The sequence below is a fragment of the Nitrosomonas sp. ANs5 genome, assembly GCF_050584665.1.
In the GTDB taxonomy this organism is placed as follows: domain Bacteria; phylum Pseudomonadota; class Gammaproteobacteria; order Burkholderiales; family Nitrosomonadaceae; genus Nitrosomonas.
This window is the reverse complement of record NZ_JBEUDO010000020.1, coordinates 1-15063: the sequence shown is the minus strand read 5'-3', so window position 1 is coordinate 15063 and position 15063 is coordinate 1. Positions and strand designations below refer to the sequence as shown.

The following is a 15063-nucleotide window of genomic DNA, read 5'->3' as shown; positions in this document are numbered from 1 at the left end:
CATGCTTGTTATTTTTTTAAAAATAAATTACACTTCTCGGTTAAAAGTTTTCCCTTAATCATCTTGGATTCTGCAATTGAGTGTGTATGGGTGTGCGTGACTACTCAAGGTAGCGACATTGCATGCTGCCGCTTGCGCGCGTTCCGTGGCGGCAGTCGCCCGCCGGATCCGCACACAGACCCTGAAACGGCATAGAGGTCGTATCACCGTATAACTATTGACTATTGCGCCTCCTCGAACAACCTGTCATGCCAGTACCGGCGCTTGAGCGCGCGCCAGGTATTTACCTCCACCCCGCCTTGGGCAAAACGCAGCAGGATTGCGCCATCCTGATCGCTGCGCCGCAGTGTGCTGCCTAGTGCGCGGTAGCGATTGACCACCTCTGCTCGGGGATGTCCGAAAGGATTGCGATAACCCGCCGTAAAAATTGCGTAGGCCGGGTTCACCTCGTGCACAAAAGCCTGCGAGGAAGATGACTTGCTCCCATGGTGCGGCACGATCAGGACGGTGGCTGGCAGCCGGTCGGGCACTTGCCGGAGCAATTCGCTTTCAGTCGGCTGGCCGATATCCGCCGGCAATAGCACACTGCCGTGACGGGTCGTGATCTTCAGCACACAGCTCGATTCATTGGTATTGTGCCGCTGTGCCAGATAGCTAGGCTGTCGGGGGTGCAATACCTCGAAGTGCACGCCATCCCACACCCAGGCAATCCCTGCCAGACAGTTCCTATGGTCGGCGAACTTCTGCCGGATCGGGTGATCCTGCCCAAGCGAGGCCAGCAGCGCCGCGGTCGGCACAGATTGCAGCACTGACAATGCGCCACCGCTATGATCCGAGTCGGCGTGAGAGATGATCATCAAATCAAGTGCTCGTATGCCTTCGCCACGCAGATAAGGCACGATGATGCGCTTTCCACTGTCGCTGTCACCGTAGCTTGGCCCGGCATCATAAAGCATGGCGTGATGACGCGTGCGCGCCACCACTGCCAGGCCCTGCCCCACATCGAGCACATCCAACCATAGCTCTCCCTCTACCGGTCTGGCCGGGAACACGAGAAAGAGAGGCAATAGCATTAGCAAACCCAACCAGCGTGCCGGAAAACCCGCCCGGATACCGAGCCCCGGCCCTCCGGGCAACATGAGCCACAGCACACCCGCTACCGCTGCCGCTACCGTCCAGGCTGGCGGGTCATGCTGCTGCCAAATGGCAGGTGGAGACTCAGCCAGCCACTGCAGGCCGGTCATTAATCCCTGCAAAATAAAAAGCGCGATCGATAAGCAAAACTCCAAGCCCGGCACAGCCGCCAGCAGAGTCAAGGGCACTACGGCAAAAGTCATCACTGGGATGGCCAGCGCATTGGCGATGGGCGATACCAATGACACCTGCTGGAACAGGCTGAGAAGCAGCGGGAACAAGCCCAGTGTGATCATCCACTGGATGCGCACCCAGCCGGCCGCCTTGCCAGATTGGCCGATGCGCCCGGATAAAGCGTAGCCAATCAGGGCAATCGCCCCGAACGACAGCCAGAACCCCGGTGCAATGACAGCCCAGGGGTCGCCGGTCACGACCACCAGCAGCACCCATCCCAGCACGGCTGACATGGCAACACGCCGGTCATGCCAACATGCCGCCACCACGATCAGCAACATTAAAAAGGCGCGTTGCGCGGGAATGGCAAAGCCAGCCAGCAACGCGTATGCAAGGGCTGCGATCAATCCCGCCAGCATTGCCGGCTTGCGCGCCGGCAATCGCAGCGACAACCAGGCGATGCGCCGCCACAATCCATACACGGCCATGGCTATCAGACCGGACACCAGGGTGATGTGCAACCCAGAGATGGCCATCAGATGATTGGTGCCGGTACGCGTGAATGTTTGCCAATGCACCGCAGGGATGGCACGCTGATCACCCACCGCCAGGGCAATCAATACGCCTGCATCAGGGCTATCCGCCAAATAATGCGTAAAGCGGGCGCGCACATGCTCCCGCATCCGCTCGAACCCATAGCGTAGGTTGCCGCACCAGTCCTCCAGACGCTGGTTGCTGGGTGCTGGGCGCACATACCCCACCGCACGCACCCGGCGCTCCAGCAGCTTGGCCTCGTAGTCAGCCACATGCGGATTGGCATTACCATGCGGACGTTTGAGCCGAACCAGTAACTGCCAGCGTTCACCAGCCCGCAAGTCGGGTGGCGCATGGACCGTTTTCTGCCTGCCCTGATACCAGGAAAGCACAATACGCCCCGGAACAGTGGCATCGGGCGTGAGCACCTGTTCGACATCAAACCGGAATCGTATTTTTTGGCGGTCGCGCTGCGGCATCCTGGCCACCACACCGACCAAGCTAATATCCCGTCCCTCCCATGCATGCGGCAAAGCATCCGCCAGCCTGGTCTGGGCGCAAAATGCCGCCCACAGAAATCCAGCACCCAGCACGATACCGTACAGAAGAAATCCATTCGCAAGCAAGGCCGCCCCGGAGCGATAGCGCCGAAGGCGCAGCACCAGCAGTGCGGTCAACGCCCACCCGGCAGCCAGAGACATATCCGGCAACTGCGGTTGTTGCTGCAATAAAATGGCCCCCAGCACAAATGCCAGGCTGTATTTTAGGATTGGCACAAACGATGGCCAGGTAGTGATAAACTAACCGGCTTTTAGCCTGGGTGGTAGCCGTTCGCCATGCTACCGGCGAGAGAAAACCATTCCCTATGGCTGGGCGTTATAGAAATAACCAGCGTTTTATCCATGCTTATGGCTCGCTGCAAAATGCTCACGCCTCCTCGCAATTCTGAAATATTAACAACTGATAATGTTTACGTCAGAATCGGCAACCGGCTGAAAAGTTATTTGAGCATGCCTGCCTGAGGTCAGACCCTTAACATCCCATCAATCCGCAAGCGGAATGGGCGCAGCAGGGATCGATACGCTCGTCATGGCAGTGGTGATGGCAATTTTGAAGAAACTGCACCTGCCAGGGTACACAGGTAGTTGTATTTTCACTGGAATTTAGAATTCTCAAACGATCTCAGAGGGATTCAGGTTCTATTCGTGATTTGCCGTTATAGCCAGCGATTACGGCAATCATACAAATTTTACTGCCAGGCTAATAAAACATATCTTGATAGATCAGAGTGCCAATGAAACATGTTTTCATATTGTTAGCTGTCATTACGTCCATAGCGATCATCTCCAGCGCCCAAGCCTCCAACAACAATCACAAATTTGGACCGGTGGACGCAACACAAAGCAGCGTTATTCCCCATATTCCGGAACCGATGCTGTTTGACCTGGTGAGGCCATTGGGTGCGGCCAAGGGCGAACTGGAAATCAATACACTGGTTGATCACGCTTTACGTGCCGGACATACTGAATGGGCGCCGGAAATTGAATATGCATTCCTCGACGGTTATGCAATCGAGCTGGAATTGCCATTCCAGGATTTTTCAGTGGCCGAATACAAACTTGCGCTCCAGGGCACATTCGGCACACTGCTTAATGCACGCATGATCCATGGCTGGCAAATCATTGGCCGCTATAACCGGCATGAGAAAGCCTACCTGACCGACACACTTTATTTGAATGGCATGCGTCTCTCCAGCAAATGGAGCATGTTCCACATGCTGGGCGTACGCAACAATTTTTCTGAAAAACGGGAACGTTTCAACGGACTGCTCAACAATAGCCTCTTCTATCATTTCTCACGACAGCTGACACTCGGATTTGAAATCAATAACGAGATGCCTCGCTGGAGCAAATGGCGCTATCGATTGGTGCCACAAATCCATTACGACTTTACCCCTCACACTTCCCTACAAGTGGGGGGCGGCCCCTCCAAGCTGGAAGATCCCAAACGGACCGAGTGGACGGTTGCCTGGCGGTTGATTCATGCTTTCTGACTGCTAGCACTTCGTTCCGCCAAACCGCTTACATGAAATCGCGCCTTCGCCTGTCATGCGTTGTTGCAAATCCTCGCCATAGCTACGGCTATGACTGCGGTTTGCGCCTAGCCTGGCAGGCGAATCCATCGATTTCATTTGTAAGCTAATTGACGGAACGGAGTACCAGGAGGCTGTCCGAGAATAGCGATCGTAGCGAGGGCGAGGCTGGTTGAGTTGAATTTCTCGATTATTTGAGGCGAATAGTCGTTCTATTTAACGAAATAGGATCGTAAAATCCGGCCAATCAGGCTTGTTCGCAGTAGATCAGTCTATTCTCGGACAGCCTCCTAGCAACCACCACATGGCGCTCAAGGCATCACTACCACGATCCAAGGAATTGTATTTGGGCCCACCTGTCTCAGGCAGACCCTCAATACCGCAACCGGGTATCACAACGCAGTATCATAACCGAGGTACTTACAGTGCCTCAAAGATACCGGCTGCGCCCATGCCGCTGCCGATACACATGGTCACCATGCCGTATCGGTGATTACGGCGCCGCAGGCCATGCATCAGCGTGGCGACGCGAATTGCGCCAGTCGCGCCCAGGGGATGGCCAAGCGCGATTGCGCCACCCAAAGGGTTGACCTTGGTGCGATCGAGTCCCAAATCGTTGATGACAGCCAGGCTTTGAGCGGCAAAGGCTTCGTTCAATTCAATCCAGTCCAGATCATCCAGTTTCATCCCGGTTTGTTTCAATACCTTGGGCACTGCTTCAACCGGACCGATCCCCATGATTGCAGGCGGCACACCGGCCACGCTGTAACCGATAAATCGTCCGATCGGGGTCAAATTGAAACGTTGCAATGCGGCCGCGCTCATGACCAATACCGCCCCGGCACCATCGGACATTTGTGAACTGTTGCCCGCAGTCACCGACCCTTTGGCCGCGAAGACAGATCGCAATTTAGCCAGCATTTCCGGGCTCGTATTCGCGCGCGGACCCTCATCGGTATCCCTGACTACTGACAAATGACGGATTTCATGGGCAGACAAATCCAGCCGGTTCTGCTCGACAACATAGGGTGAGATCTCGTCCTTGAACTCGCCCTGTTCGATTGCCCGCATTGCCCGCTGATGGCTTTCCAGCGCGAAGGCATCCTGGTCCTCACGTGCAATTTTCCACTGGGTCGCCACTTTCTCGGCAGTAATCCCCATGCCATAAGCAATGGCGGCATGCTCATCATTCACAAACAATGCCGGATTCATCGCCACCTTGTTGCCCATCATGGGAATCATGCTCATGCTTTCGGTGCCGCCGGCCATGATCACATCAGCTTCTCCCAGACGGATACGGTCAGCAGCGATTGCGACCGCCTGCAATCCCGAAGCACAAAAACGATTGATCGTCATGCCCGGCACGCGGTCAGGCAAACCGGCCAGCAGCAAAGCCACACGTGCCACATTGATACCCTGCTCTGCCTCCGGCATGGCGCAACCGACGATGACATCATCGATCGCTGCCGGATCCAGCCCCTCGCATTGCGCCAATACCGACCGTATGACATGCACCAACAGATCGTCGGGGCGCACATCCTTGAACATTCCTCGCGGCGCCTTGCCGACCGGGGTGCGCGTGGCGGCGACGATATAGGCATCCTGAACTTGCTTGATCATCAGACTTCTCCTTTGATTCTTGAATATCCGGCTTCTCAGAGAGCAGCGCCAGCAGACACTGCTTCGCTAAACTTGAAACATTGACCGGCCTGGCCATCACGCCCTCAGTTGCGCAGCGGCTTACCGGTTTTGAGCGTATGGGCAATACGGGCCTGGGTTTTTTCGGTCGCCAGTAATTCGATGAAGGCGGAGCGTTCCAGCTCCAGCAGCCACTCCTCGTCCACCTGGCTGCCCGCCATCACATCGCCGCCACACATCACATGCGCAATCTTGCCGCCTATCAGATAATCATGCTCGGAAATAAAGCCCCCTTCCCGCATGTTGACCAATGTGCCCTTGATGGTGGCCACGCCGGTCGAACCGGCCACCACGATTTCACGAGGACGCAAAGGCGGCCGGTAGCCGGCCTCAGCCAAGGCAAGCGCCTGAGCCTTGGCAACATGCAGCAATTCAAAACGATGCATGACCACCTGGTCGGCCGAGAGCAGATAACCCAACTCCTTCGCCTGCTGCGCGCTTTTGGCCAGTTTCGCCATTGCAACCGTCTCGAAATAATGTTTCAGATAGGGAAATGGGTCGCCATCGATCGCATGACTTGCTGCCCGCATTGCAAATTCCTTGCAGCCACCGCCAGCCGGCAGCAACCCCACGCCCGCCTCGACCAGCCCGATATAGGTTTCCAATGTCGCCACTGCGCGATCGCAATGCATGACAAATTCACACCCGCCGCCCAGGGCCAGCCCATCGACTGCCGCAACCGTCGGCACCCTGCTGTAGCGCAAGCTCTGCGAGACTTGCTGGAAACGGGCAATCATCGCTTCCACTTCAGCCAACTTTCCAGCCATCAGCGCATCGGCCATATCGAGACTGCGAGCAGCCTGCAGAATGGTGGACTGCGCAGTCTTTTTGATCTTCTTGACAAACTCGTCGAATGCAGACGGCGGCGCCTCGCGTTTTGGACGCTCTGTCGCTTTTTGCAAATTGGCGCCAAGCGAGAATGGCGGCTCGGTCTGCCAGAGAATCAAGGCACGGAAATGCCGCTCCGCTTCCGAGATGGCCTGCTGCATGCCTTGCAGAACCGCATCATCGATGGTGTGTTTTTTGGTCTTGAAGCTGACGATCGCGAGCTGGTCACCGGTGTGCCACATGCGTAATGCATCGGTTTCAAAAACGGTCTCGCCATAGGTCGCCGTTTCGCCTACCAAGCGATCAGGAAACAGCTGGCGCCGGTAGACTGGCAGTTGTGATCGTGGTTGCAGGCTGTCCGCCGCGGGCGCGTAGGAACCTTCCTGCGTGTGCACGCCTGGCGCCGGACCTTGACCGGCTGCCTGCACCCAATCCGGCAAGGGTGTCTGAGCCATGGATTTACCGGCATCGATGTCAGCGTTAATCCATTCCGTGACAGCGCGCCAGCCTGCCGCCTGCCAAATCTCGAACGGCCCCTGCTGCCAGCCGAATCCCCAACGTACAGCCAGATCGAGATCGCGTGCGTTGTCAGCGATTGCAGCCAAATGCACAGCACAATAATGAAATAAATCACGGTGAATTGCCCACAGGAACTGGGCCTGCGGATGGTCATGCTCACGCAAGGCGGCAAACTTGGCGACTGGATCTTTTTGCTTCAACAATGCTTCGACCTCGCTATCGACTTCGCTTGCAGCGGGCAGGTAATCGCCAGTAGCCAGATCCAGCACATGAATCTCCTTACCTTGCTTGTGATAGATTCCCTGGCCACTCTTCTGCCCGAGTGCGCCCTGCTCCACCAGTTTCTGCAACCAATCCGGCACAGCCAAGTATTTATGCCAGGGATCATCGGCAAGTTCATCGTGCATGGTCTGCATCACATGCGCGAGAATATCCAGCCCGACCAGATCCGCCGTACGAAAAGTCGCACTCTTCGGCCGCCCGATCAGCGTCCCGGCAAGCTTATCCACCAGATCAAAACTCAACCCGTATTGCTGAGCATGATGAATATTCGACAAAATCGAGAAGATGCCCACCCGATTGGCAATGAAATTGGGCGTATCCTTGGCGCGGATCACCCCCTTGCCCAGGGCAGTCACCAGAAAGGCTTCCAACACGTCCAATGCGCCCCCATCACTGTGCGCGCTCGGAATCAATTCCACCAGGTGCATATAGCGTGGCGGATTGAAAAAATGAATGCCGCAAAAACGTGGGCGCAAGGATTCCGGCACCGCCTCGGCCAGTTTATTGATGGACAGGCCGGAAGTGTTGCTCGCAAAAATGGCTTGATCATGCAGATACGGCGCAACCTTCTCATATAGCTGCGCTTTCAAATCCAGGCGTTCGGCAATCGCCTCGATGACGACATCGCAATCCCGCAGCTTTTCCAGATGATGCTCGTAGTTGGCGGGCTCGATACTGCCCGCTCTGGCACTGCTCGACAATGGCGCCGGTTCCTGTTTTTTCAGCTTGCCAATCGCCTTGATAACGTTGGCGTTGGCATCGCCGGATGCCGCAGGCAATTCAAACAACAGTGTCTCTATGTTGGCATTGACCAGATGCGCTGCAATTTGCGCGCCCATGACACCTGCGCCCAATACTGCAGCTTTCCTCACGATGAATGGATTATTATTCAAATTTCCCCCCGTTTGATCAGATTATCGGAAAATACTGCCCGCCTCCCTGTGCTAGGAGGCTGTCCGAGAATAGACTGATCTACTGCGAACAAGCCTGATTGGCCGGATTTTACGATCCTTTTCGTTAAATAGAACGACTATTCGCCTCAAATGATCGAAAAATCCAACTCAACCAGCCTCGCCCTCGCTACGATCGCTATTCTCAGACAGCCTCCTAGGCTGGTTCAAAGCAATATACCGCAAAGCCTTTCTTGTTAAAGAGATTACAAGCATGAAACGCAAAGAGCAAGCACCCCTCAGCAAACAAGGGCACGCAAGCGGATGCCGGCAAGCGCAAGTGCGTGCCATGCGCCCTACAACTGATGCGAGATTATCCAGCATCTCATGCCTCCCACTGAAAATTATTTAGCAGCCTATTCTCCAAAGAGGGGGGGCTGCAACAACTCCCTGATTCCATTTAGATTTACGCTTGCAATGAATAATAGGAAGTAATTCGGTCCTGCAAGCTTACCCCGGTCAAATTCACGCCAGTTGAATCATTTAATGATAATGATTATCATTTGTATTATTATTCATTTAAATCGTATCACCGATACTGATCCGAGCACTAACCACCCTTGAGAATAAATACCCAATACGGAGATCCGAGTATGAACAGCCCGGTAATAGAAAAACAACCTTCATTCGATACATGGCCGCAAGCACGAAAACTGCCCGAGACCATTACCGTTGAAATCACACCCTCTCCTATAAAACGCACAAAAATCTGGGATCTGAACCGCACCTTTCACTGCCCCATTATGGGCATCTGCATATCGACTGCAGAACTGGAGCGGTTTGCCCGGCGCTTTCATTTTGATGCGCCCATCAGCCACACGCATGCCCTGCATGTCGAGGCGGTCTGCCGCGCAGCCAGCAGAAACCGATTTTCTGAAGCCATTCACAAGTATCTGGACAAGCAATATCAGGGATATATCAAACAATTTGAGAGTGCCAAAAGCGACGATGAAGTGCTGCTTCTCTGGCAGCACTATTATTCACAAGGAAAAATTGCCGGCCCGTTATGGGCGGCATTGACCCACAAACGCATTGGCGATGCCAGCCAGGCACGCATTCACGACTGCATACACATGCATATGCATCAGGCAGTTATCGATCTCGCCTCGGCGCAAGCCAGGCTATTGGAATCGGAACAAATGCTGCTGGAAACAACCGGCACACTGGAAAAATACAAACAACAGCACGCCACCAGAGAATCCCGCTTGCGCACTCAATTGAACCAGGCGCTGGCAGAAATCAAGCGCCTGCAGGCTAGCCAGCAGGAGGCCGAAATGCTCCGCCAGCGCCTGGAGAAACTGGAATCCTGTCAGGCCATGCATGCCATGGGACAACGTTTGATGCGCTTGACAACCGAAAACGAACAATTGCGAATCAAGGCTGAAGGCGCCAAGCAGCTCGATCAGGCATATAAACGCGCCAAACAGGATTTATTTGCCATACAACACCAATGCGACAATCTGCGCAAGGAACGGGATGCACTAGAACAGCTGCTGCTCACACAGCATGCTGACCACGGCAATGACGCGGATGGGAGCAAGGCCAGTGCGACTGATGACACCGGATCCTGTCCTTGCATACTGTGTGTGGGCGGCAAGATCACTTTGCTGCCGCAATACCGGGCGCTTGCCAGGCAAATGGGACTCGAGCTGGCCCATCATGACGGCGGCCAGGAAGATGCTCTGTCACGCCTACCCGAAATGATATACAGCGCACACGCGGTCATCTGCCCCACTGATTGCGTGAGTCACGCCGCCTATTACCAAGTCAAACGACTCTGCCGCCTGAGCCATATTCCCTGCCTGCTCTTCAAAGGCATGGGCGTCTCCAGCTTTGCCACGGCATTGACCAGGATTACAACCGGCAATTCCACCATTCACAGCACTGCCATGTGAATGGCATAACGTATGCGGGCAAACACCCTATCAACCGGAGCGGGTCCGCATGCGCTATGCAAATGAAACCGGGTGCGCTGACATGATTGTTTCTGGCAGTGGCGCACCCTTAACCAAGCATCTCGTTGAAACCATCAACAAACCAATAACTATCATAATTTCATGGAGGGTTTATGAATTTTTGGCCTGCGTTGCAACAGCCAGTTTTACTCATTATCGCTTTCATTGCCATGTTGCATACTGCTCTTGTACAAGCGCAAGACACCCAGCAGAACAATTCCACCGGGTTTCTGGTCGTTGCCGCCGATCGCGGTTTTGTCGGCAACGAAGAAATTCGCGATGCATTCGCGAATTTCGAACAACATCGCAATGCAGCATTAGTCTTTGTCACGGATGAACGCACAAATCTGTCCCTGACATCTAGTCTGGCTTCGCTTCAGAACCGGGGCGCCAAACATATCGTCGTGCTGCCTCTGTTCCTGTCCACCTCGACCCCACGCTATCAACTCGTCCGGGAACTGCTGATCCAGAAAGAATCGGATCTCTCCCTGTCATTCGCCCGTGCCTATGGAAAAAGCTATATCGCGGTCGAGGAACTCGCTGGCCGCATGCGCGCCACACCATCAATCGCCGGTCAGGATTTGCTGATCGTCGGCTATGGCGCCAGAGATGAGGCCAGTCAACGGGGCATGCAACAGGATTGGGAGCAAATAGTCCATCACGCTGCAAACGGCCTGGACGTGCAATCTATCCAAACCTTGATTCTTCCAGAAAGAGGTCAAGATGAAGATGGAGAAGCCTATTTCAAACATATCAAGCAATTGCTCGCCACGGCACTCAAATCTCGCTCATCCACCAAGGCGGACAAGCAATTCCATGTCCTCCCGTTTGCCTTCGGACCCAGGCATGACAGCATGATGTCGCTCGAAGCACGTCTGACATGGCTGCTCCCGGAACATGCCAAACTGGTCGATCATCCGGCTGATCCCAAATACCTGACCACCTGGATGACACGCGAAGCCAACCGCAGCCAGTCCCTTACCCCCGCCAGTACCGGCGTCATTCTCTTTGCCCATGGCTCTGATTTCCATTGGAACGAGAATCTGCGAACAGCCGTACAACCTTTGATGGAGCGCTATCTGGTCGAATTTGCCTTCTCCATGGCAGACCCTGGCACAATCGAACGCGCATTACGCAAACTGGAACAACGCGGCGCAAAAACAGCGATCATAGTCAGCGCCTACGCAACCGGTAGCTCATTCCGCAAGGAAATCGAGCAGCTGACCGGCCTGGATTTCGAGAACCGGCGTGCCGGGCAGGCCACCCCCGATAATCCTGGCAAACATACCGATCATGGCCACCATGGAAAACCCGGTGAATCCCCATCCCGAATCCTGACCACCCTGCCTGTCATCTTCACTGGCGGCTATGACGACCATCCACTGTTTGCCACTGCACTGCTCGATCGCGCACTTGGATTATCCAAAGATCCTGCCAAGGAAACCATCATTGTCGTTGCGCATGGCACAAAGGATGATCAACGCAATCTCGCCTGGCTCAATAAACTGGAAGGAATCGCCCAGCATATGCGCCATAACGGCGGCCAGCAATTCAAGGCCATCCAGGTGGCAACCTGGCGCGAAGACTGGCCCGACAAGCGCGCCCCCTGGATCGAAAAAGTCAGAAACATGGTCACGGAAGCCAGCAAGCACGATGGCAGGGCAATCGTGATTCCCGCTCGCACAACCGCCACTGGTCCAGAGAAAAGATTCCTGGCCGGATTGCAATTTGAACTGGGCAGCGGCTTCGCGCCCCACCCACTGTTTACGCAGTGGGTAGAGGAACAAATTCATCAAGGCATGCAGCAGTACGCCCAAGCGATGAATCACTGATCGACAGCATTCATTTTTGTTAGCCAGCCAGCACACTAGTACTCCGTTCCGTCAATTAACTTACAAATGAAATCGATGGATTCGCCTGCCAGGCTAGGCGCAAACCGCAGTCATAGCCGCAGCTATGGCGAGGATTTGCAACAACGCATGACAGGCGAAGGCGCGATTTCATGTAAGCGGTTTGGCGGAACGGAGTACTAGTCGCCAGCCAGCCAGAAACTTTCACCATTTTGGAAGAACATACCTATGCGTGCAAAATTCTGGCAAACCCCGCTCATGCAAGGGGTTTACTTAATTGTTATTTCACTCTTTTTTTGCAAACATGCCTTAGCACAAGAGACATTCAGCGACACACCATCCACAAATAAACTCGCTATGGGTGACTTGCAGGAAATCACTGTTACCGCGACGCGCACCACCCGCGCACTCAAAGATGTCCCGGAGTCGGTCAGCGTGGTCGACAGCGAGCAGCTGCAAACCCGCCAGGCGGCCGATATCGCGGATGTGCTGCGCTATGTCCCTAACGTCGATCTGGGTGGCGGGCCGCGCAATATCGGCCTCAATCCCAATATTCGCGGCCTGGGCGATGCGCGCGTTCTGTTCCTGTTGGATGGTGCCAGGCAGGATTTCCGGCGCGGGCACAATGCACGGATCTTTATCGACCCGTCATTGCTGAAGCGCGTTGATATTGTGCGTGGACCCTCATCGGTTGTGTGGGGCAGCGGTGCACTAGGCGGGGTGCTTTCCTTCACCACTCGGGATGCAACCGATCTGCTGCGCGCCAATGAACGCTTCGGTGTCAAGGTCAGGAGCGGGTTTCAGAGCATGAATGAGCAATACACACCCGGACTCAGCATGTTTGGCTTGCTCGGGGATGAATTTGACTATTTGCTGGATTTTTCCTACCGCCATGCCGCCGATGACATCCGCCACGGCGACGGATCCAAACTGCAGCACTCCGGGTTCTCGTCCTACGCAGGCCTGGCAAAACTGAACTGGACGCCTGGTTTCCACCAGTTCACATTCTCCGCGCAGACATTCGACCAAGCTGGAAAAGTACCATCCAATGCACAATCTCCTTCAACGACCAATACACTGGTCGACAGAGACACCGAACAGCGGAACTATACGTTGCGCTATCGTTACCAGAACCCGGACAATCAATGGCTCAATCCGGAATTACTGCTTTACCACAACACCACTCACTCCCTGGAAAAACGCCTATTTGACCAACGGCGCGACGAGACCAATTTCTCGACGACCGGTGTCAACCTGCGCAATACCTCGCAGATGGATATCAACACCCACATTACGCAACGGCTCACCTATGGCGTCGATTATTTCCACAACCAGGGCAAAGGCCGGCGCAATGGCGCCACGCGGCCGGAATTTCCGCGTGGCGATGCCGATGTGGTCGGGGTATTCCTGCAGGATGAAATTACTTTGTGGAAACGATTATCATTGATTCCCGGTGTTCGCTGGGACTACTTCCGCAGCCAGGCAGACGGACAGGCCATCAGCGCCAACCAGAACGACCGGGTTAATTTCAAGATTGGTGGGCTTTTCGAAGTGACTGATTGGCTCTCCATCACGGCCAGTTACAACGAGGCATTTCGCGCCCCCACGCTGGGTGAACTGTTCACTACCGGCACACATTTCACTTGTGGGCCAGGCTGCGCCAATCTGTTCGTCCCCAACCCCAACCTGAAACCAGAAACCGCCTTCAACAAGGAAGCCGGGGTGCGCATTCATCGCGCCAACCTGCTGAATAGCGGGGACCAGCTGGCCATTCGCGCAGCCTACTTCCACAACCAAGTCAAGGATTTCATCGACATGATGGTTACCGTCGCCCCTTTTCCGGTACCCGGCAATCCGGATAGAGGCGGCACCACAACCAGCGGCAATGTACGCAATGCGATATTGGAAGGCTTCGAAATAGAAGCCAATTATGCTGCAAAATACGGTTATGCCGGTTTCTCGTACGGCCAGACAAGAGGCCGCAACCAGACACTCGGCGGTCCACTTTCCAACGTACAACCGGATAAATGGATTGTCCTGGCAGGCCTGAACTGGCCCACCTACGATCTCTCCATGGGCTGGCGCAGCAGCATCGTCTCAGCCCAGAACCGCATTCCAGCCGGAGGAACGGCGACTCCCGGCTATACGTTACACGACCTGACACTCGCCTGGATGCCGCAGAATGGTGCTTTCAGGGGAATCAGATTGGATTTTGGCATCGACAACCTGACAGACAAGGACTACCGGCGTCATCTTACCGTCCTCAGGGACCCCGGCCGGAATTACAAACTCATGGCCTCCTACCAGTTCTGATCATTGATTCACTCACCTCCTCGCAGCCAGTTCACAACTGGCTGCCCCAATAATGCTTGTAGCGTGGAAGCGAGCAATGACAAACAAAGTGGACAGAATACTATCAGCGCATAGATCACCTTGTCACCGCTTACTGCTGAACTGACAATTGAACGTGTCTTGTACAATCTTCTCAGTTTGTTTTTTAAGATCATGTCGAATAGTATGGCTATAGTACTCCGTTCCGCCAAACCGCTTACATGAAATCGCGCCTTCGCCTGTCATGCGTTGTTGCAAATCCTCGCCATAGCTATGGCTATGACTACGGTTTGCGCCTAGCCTGGCAGGCGAATCCATCGATTTCATTTGTAAGCTAATTGACGGTACGGAGTAATAGGACACACTGAATTAAGATAAAAAAACTGCCAAAGGAGCTATGTATGAAAGTTGAAGTAACAGTAGAACTAGACATCAATCTGGCAAAAGCCAGTGTTGACGATATAAAAAAACTATTGGAAGAGATGATGAATCCGACCAAATTCGATGCATTGGATGCAATTCAAATCAAGGACATCAAATTAGGAGAATTTTAGGCTATGTCTCTACATTGATAGCTGTTGTCACTGATTTCCTCATCCGAGAATGGTTTGGAATCCAGTGTTCGGTGGGTTGGGTTACCCTTGTATTCCGCCCAACTTTGCCAGTTCAGATAAAATTTCCAGGTATTGGACCAAAACTCCATGGAGAGATGTCTA

At 54.3% G+C, this 15063-nt stretch carries 8 protein-coding genes; 5 read left to right on the top strand and 3 right to left on the bottom strand.

The window, feature by feature from the left end; all coding sequences use genetic code 11:
• Positions 1 to 221: 221 nt before the first annotated feature.
• Complete coding sequence (locus ABTW62_RS06655; RefSeq protein WP_430903815.1) at positions 222 to 2618, bottom strand: DNA internalization-related competence protein ComEC/Rec2; 2397 nt, start codon at positions 2616 to 2618, stop codon at positions 222 to 224.
• 518 nt (positions 2619 to 3136) lie between these two features.
• Between ABTW62_RS06655 and ABTW62_RS06650 the strand changes: the two genes are divergently transcribed.
• Positions 3137 to 3895, top strand: coding sequence for a hypothetical protein (locus ABTW62_RS06650; RefSeq protein WP_430903814.1), 759 nt, complete (start codon positions 3137 to 3139; stop codon positions 3893 to 3895).
• A gap of 459 nt (positions 3896 to 4354) precedes the next feature.
• On the opposite strand, the gene ABTW62_RS06645 is transcribed toward ABTW62_RS06650, so the two are convergent.
• Both ABTW62_RS06645 and ABTW62_RS06640 read right to left on the bottom strand, forming a co-directional pair.
• Positions 4355 to 5554, bottom strand: coding sequence for an acetyl-CoA C-acyltransferase (locus tag ABTW62_RS06645; protein WP_430903813.1), 1200 nt, complete (start codon positions 5552 to 5554; stop codon positions 4355 to 4357).
• Between the two features lie 104 nt (positions 5555 to 5658).
• Positions 5659 to 8154: a 3-hydroxyacyl-CoA dehydrogenase/enoyl-CoA hydratase family protein gene (locus tag ABTW62_RS06640; protein WP_430903812.1), complete on the bottom strand. Its 2496-nt coding sequence runs from the start codon at positions 8152 to 8154 to the stop codon at positions 5659 to 5661.
• 650 nt (positions 8155 to 8804) lie between these two features.
• On the opposite strand from ABTW62_RS06640, the gene ABTW62_RS06635 reads away from it, so the two are divergent.
• The 4 genes from ABTW62_RS06635 to ABTW62_RS06620 all read left to right on the top strand — a co-directional run bounded on the left by ABTW62_RS06635 (position 8805) and on the right by ABTW62_RS06620 (position 14901).
• Positions 8805 to 10106 carry a DUF2325 domain-containing protein gene (locus ABTW62_RS06635; RefSeq protein WP_430903811.1) on the top strand — a complete coding sequence of 434 codons (1302 nt, stop codon included), beginning with the start codon at positions 8805 to 8807 and terminating at the stop codon, positions 10104 to 10106.
• Positions 10107 to 10279: 173 nt separating this feature from the next.
• Entirely contained in the window at positions 10280 to 11998 is a 1719-nt protein-coding gene (locus ABTW62_RS06630) for a sirohydrochlorin chelatase (protein WP_430903810.1), read from the top strand.
• Positions 11999 to 12244: 246 nt separating this feature from the next.
• A complete protein-coding gene (locus tag ABTW62_RS06625) occupies positions 12245 to 14329 on the top strand; it encodes a TonB-dependent hemoglobin/transferrin/lactoferrin family receptor (RefSeq protein WP_430903809.1) in 2085 nt (694 codons plus the stop codon).
• 419 nt (positions 14330 to 14748) lie between these two features.
• Complete coding sequence (locus tag ABTW62_RS06620; protein ID WP_430903808.1) at positions 14749 to 14901, top strand: hypothetical protein; 153 nt, start codon at positions 14749 to 14751, stop codon at positions 14899 to 14901.
• Positions 14902 to 15063 lie beyond the last annotated feature (162 nt).

What these genes read in the sequence shown, in the direction of transcription:
- ABTW62_RS06635 (WP_430903811.1), top strand. Translation starts at nt 8,805, where the DNA reads ATGAACAGCCCGGTAATAGAAAAACAACCTTCATTCGATACATGGCCG.
- ABTW62_RS06650 (WP_430903814.1), top strand. Translation starts at nt 3,137, where the DNA reads ATGAAACATGTTTTCATATTGTTAGCTGTCATTACGTCCATAGCGATC.
- ABTW62_RS06645 (WP_430903813.1), bottom strand. Translation starts at nt 5,554, where the DNA reads ATGATCAAGCAAGTTCAGGATGCCTATATCGTCGCCGCCACGCGCACC.
- ABTW62_RS06620 (WP_430903808.1), top strand. Translation starts at nt 14,749, where the DNA reads ATGAAAGTTGAAGTAACAGTAGAACTAGACATCAATCTGGCAAAAGCC.
- ABTW62_RS06625 (WP_430903809.1), top strand. Translation starts at nt 12,245, where the DNA reads ATGCGTGCAAAATTCTGGCAAACCCCGCTCATGCAAGGGGTTTACTTA.
- ABTW62_RS06630 (WP_430903810.1), top strand. Translation starts at nt 10,280, where the DNA reads ATGAATTTTTGGCCTGCGTTGCAACAGCCAGTTTTACTCATTATCGCT.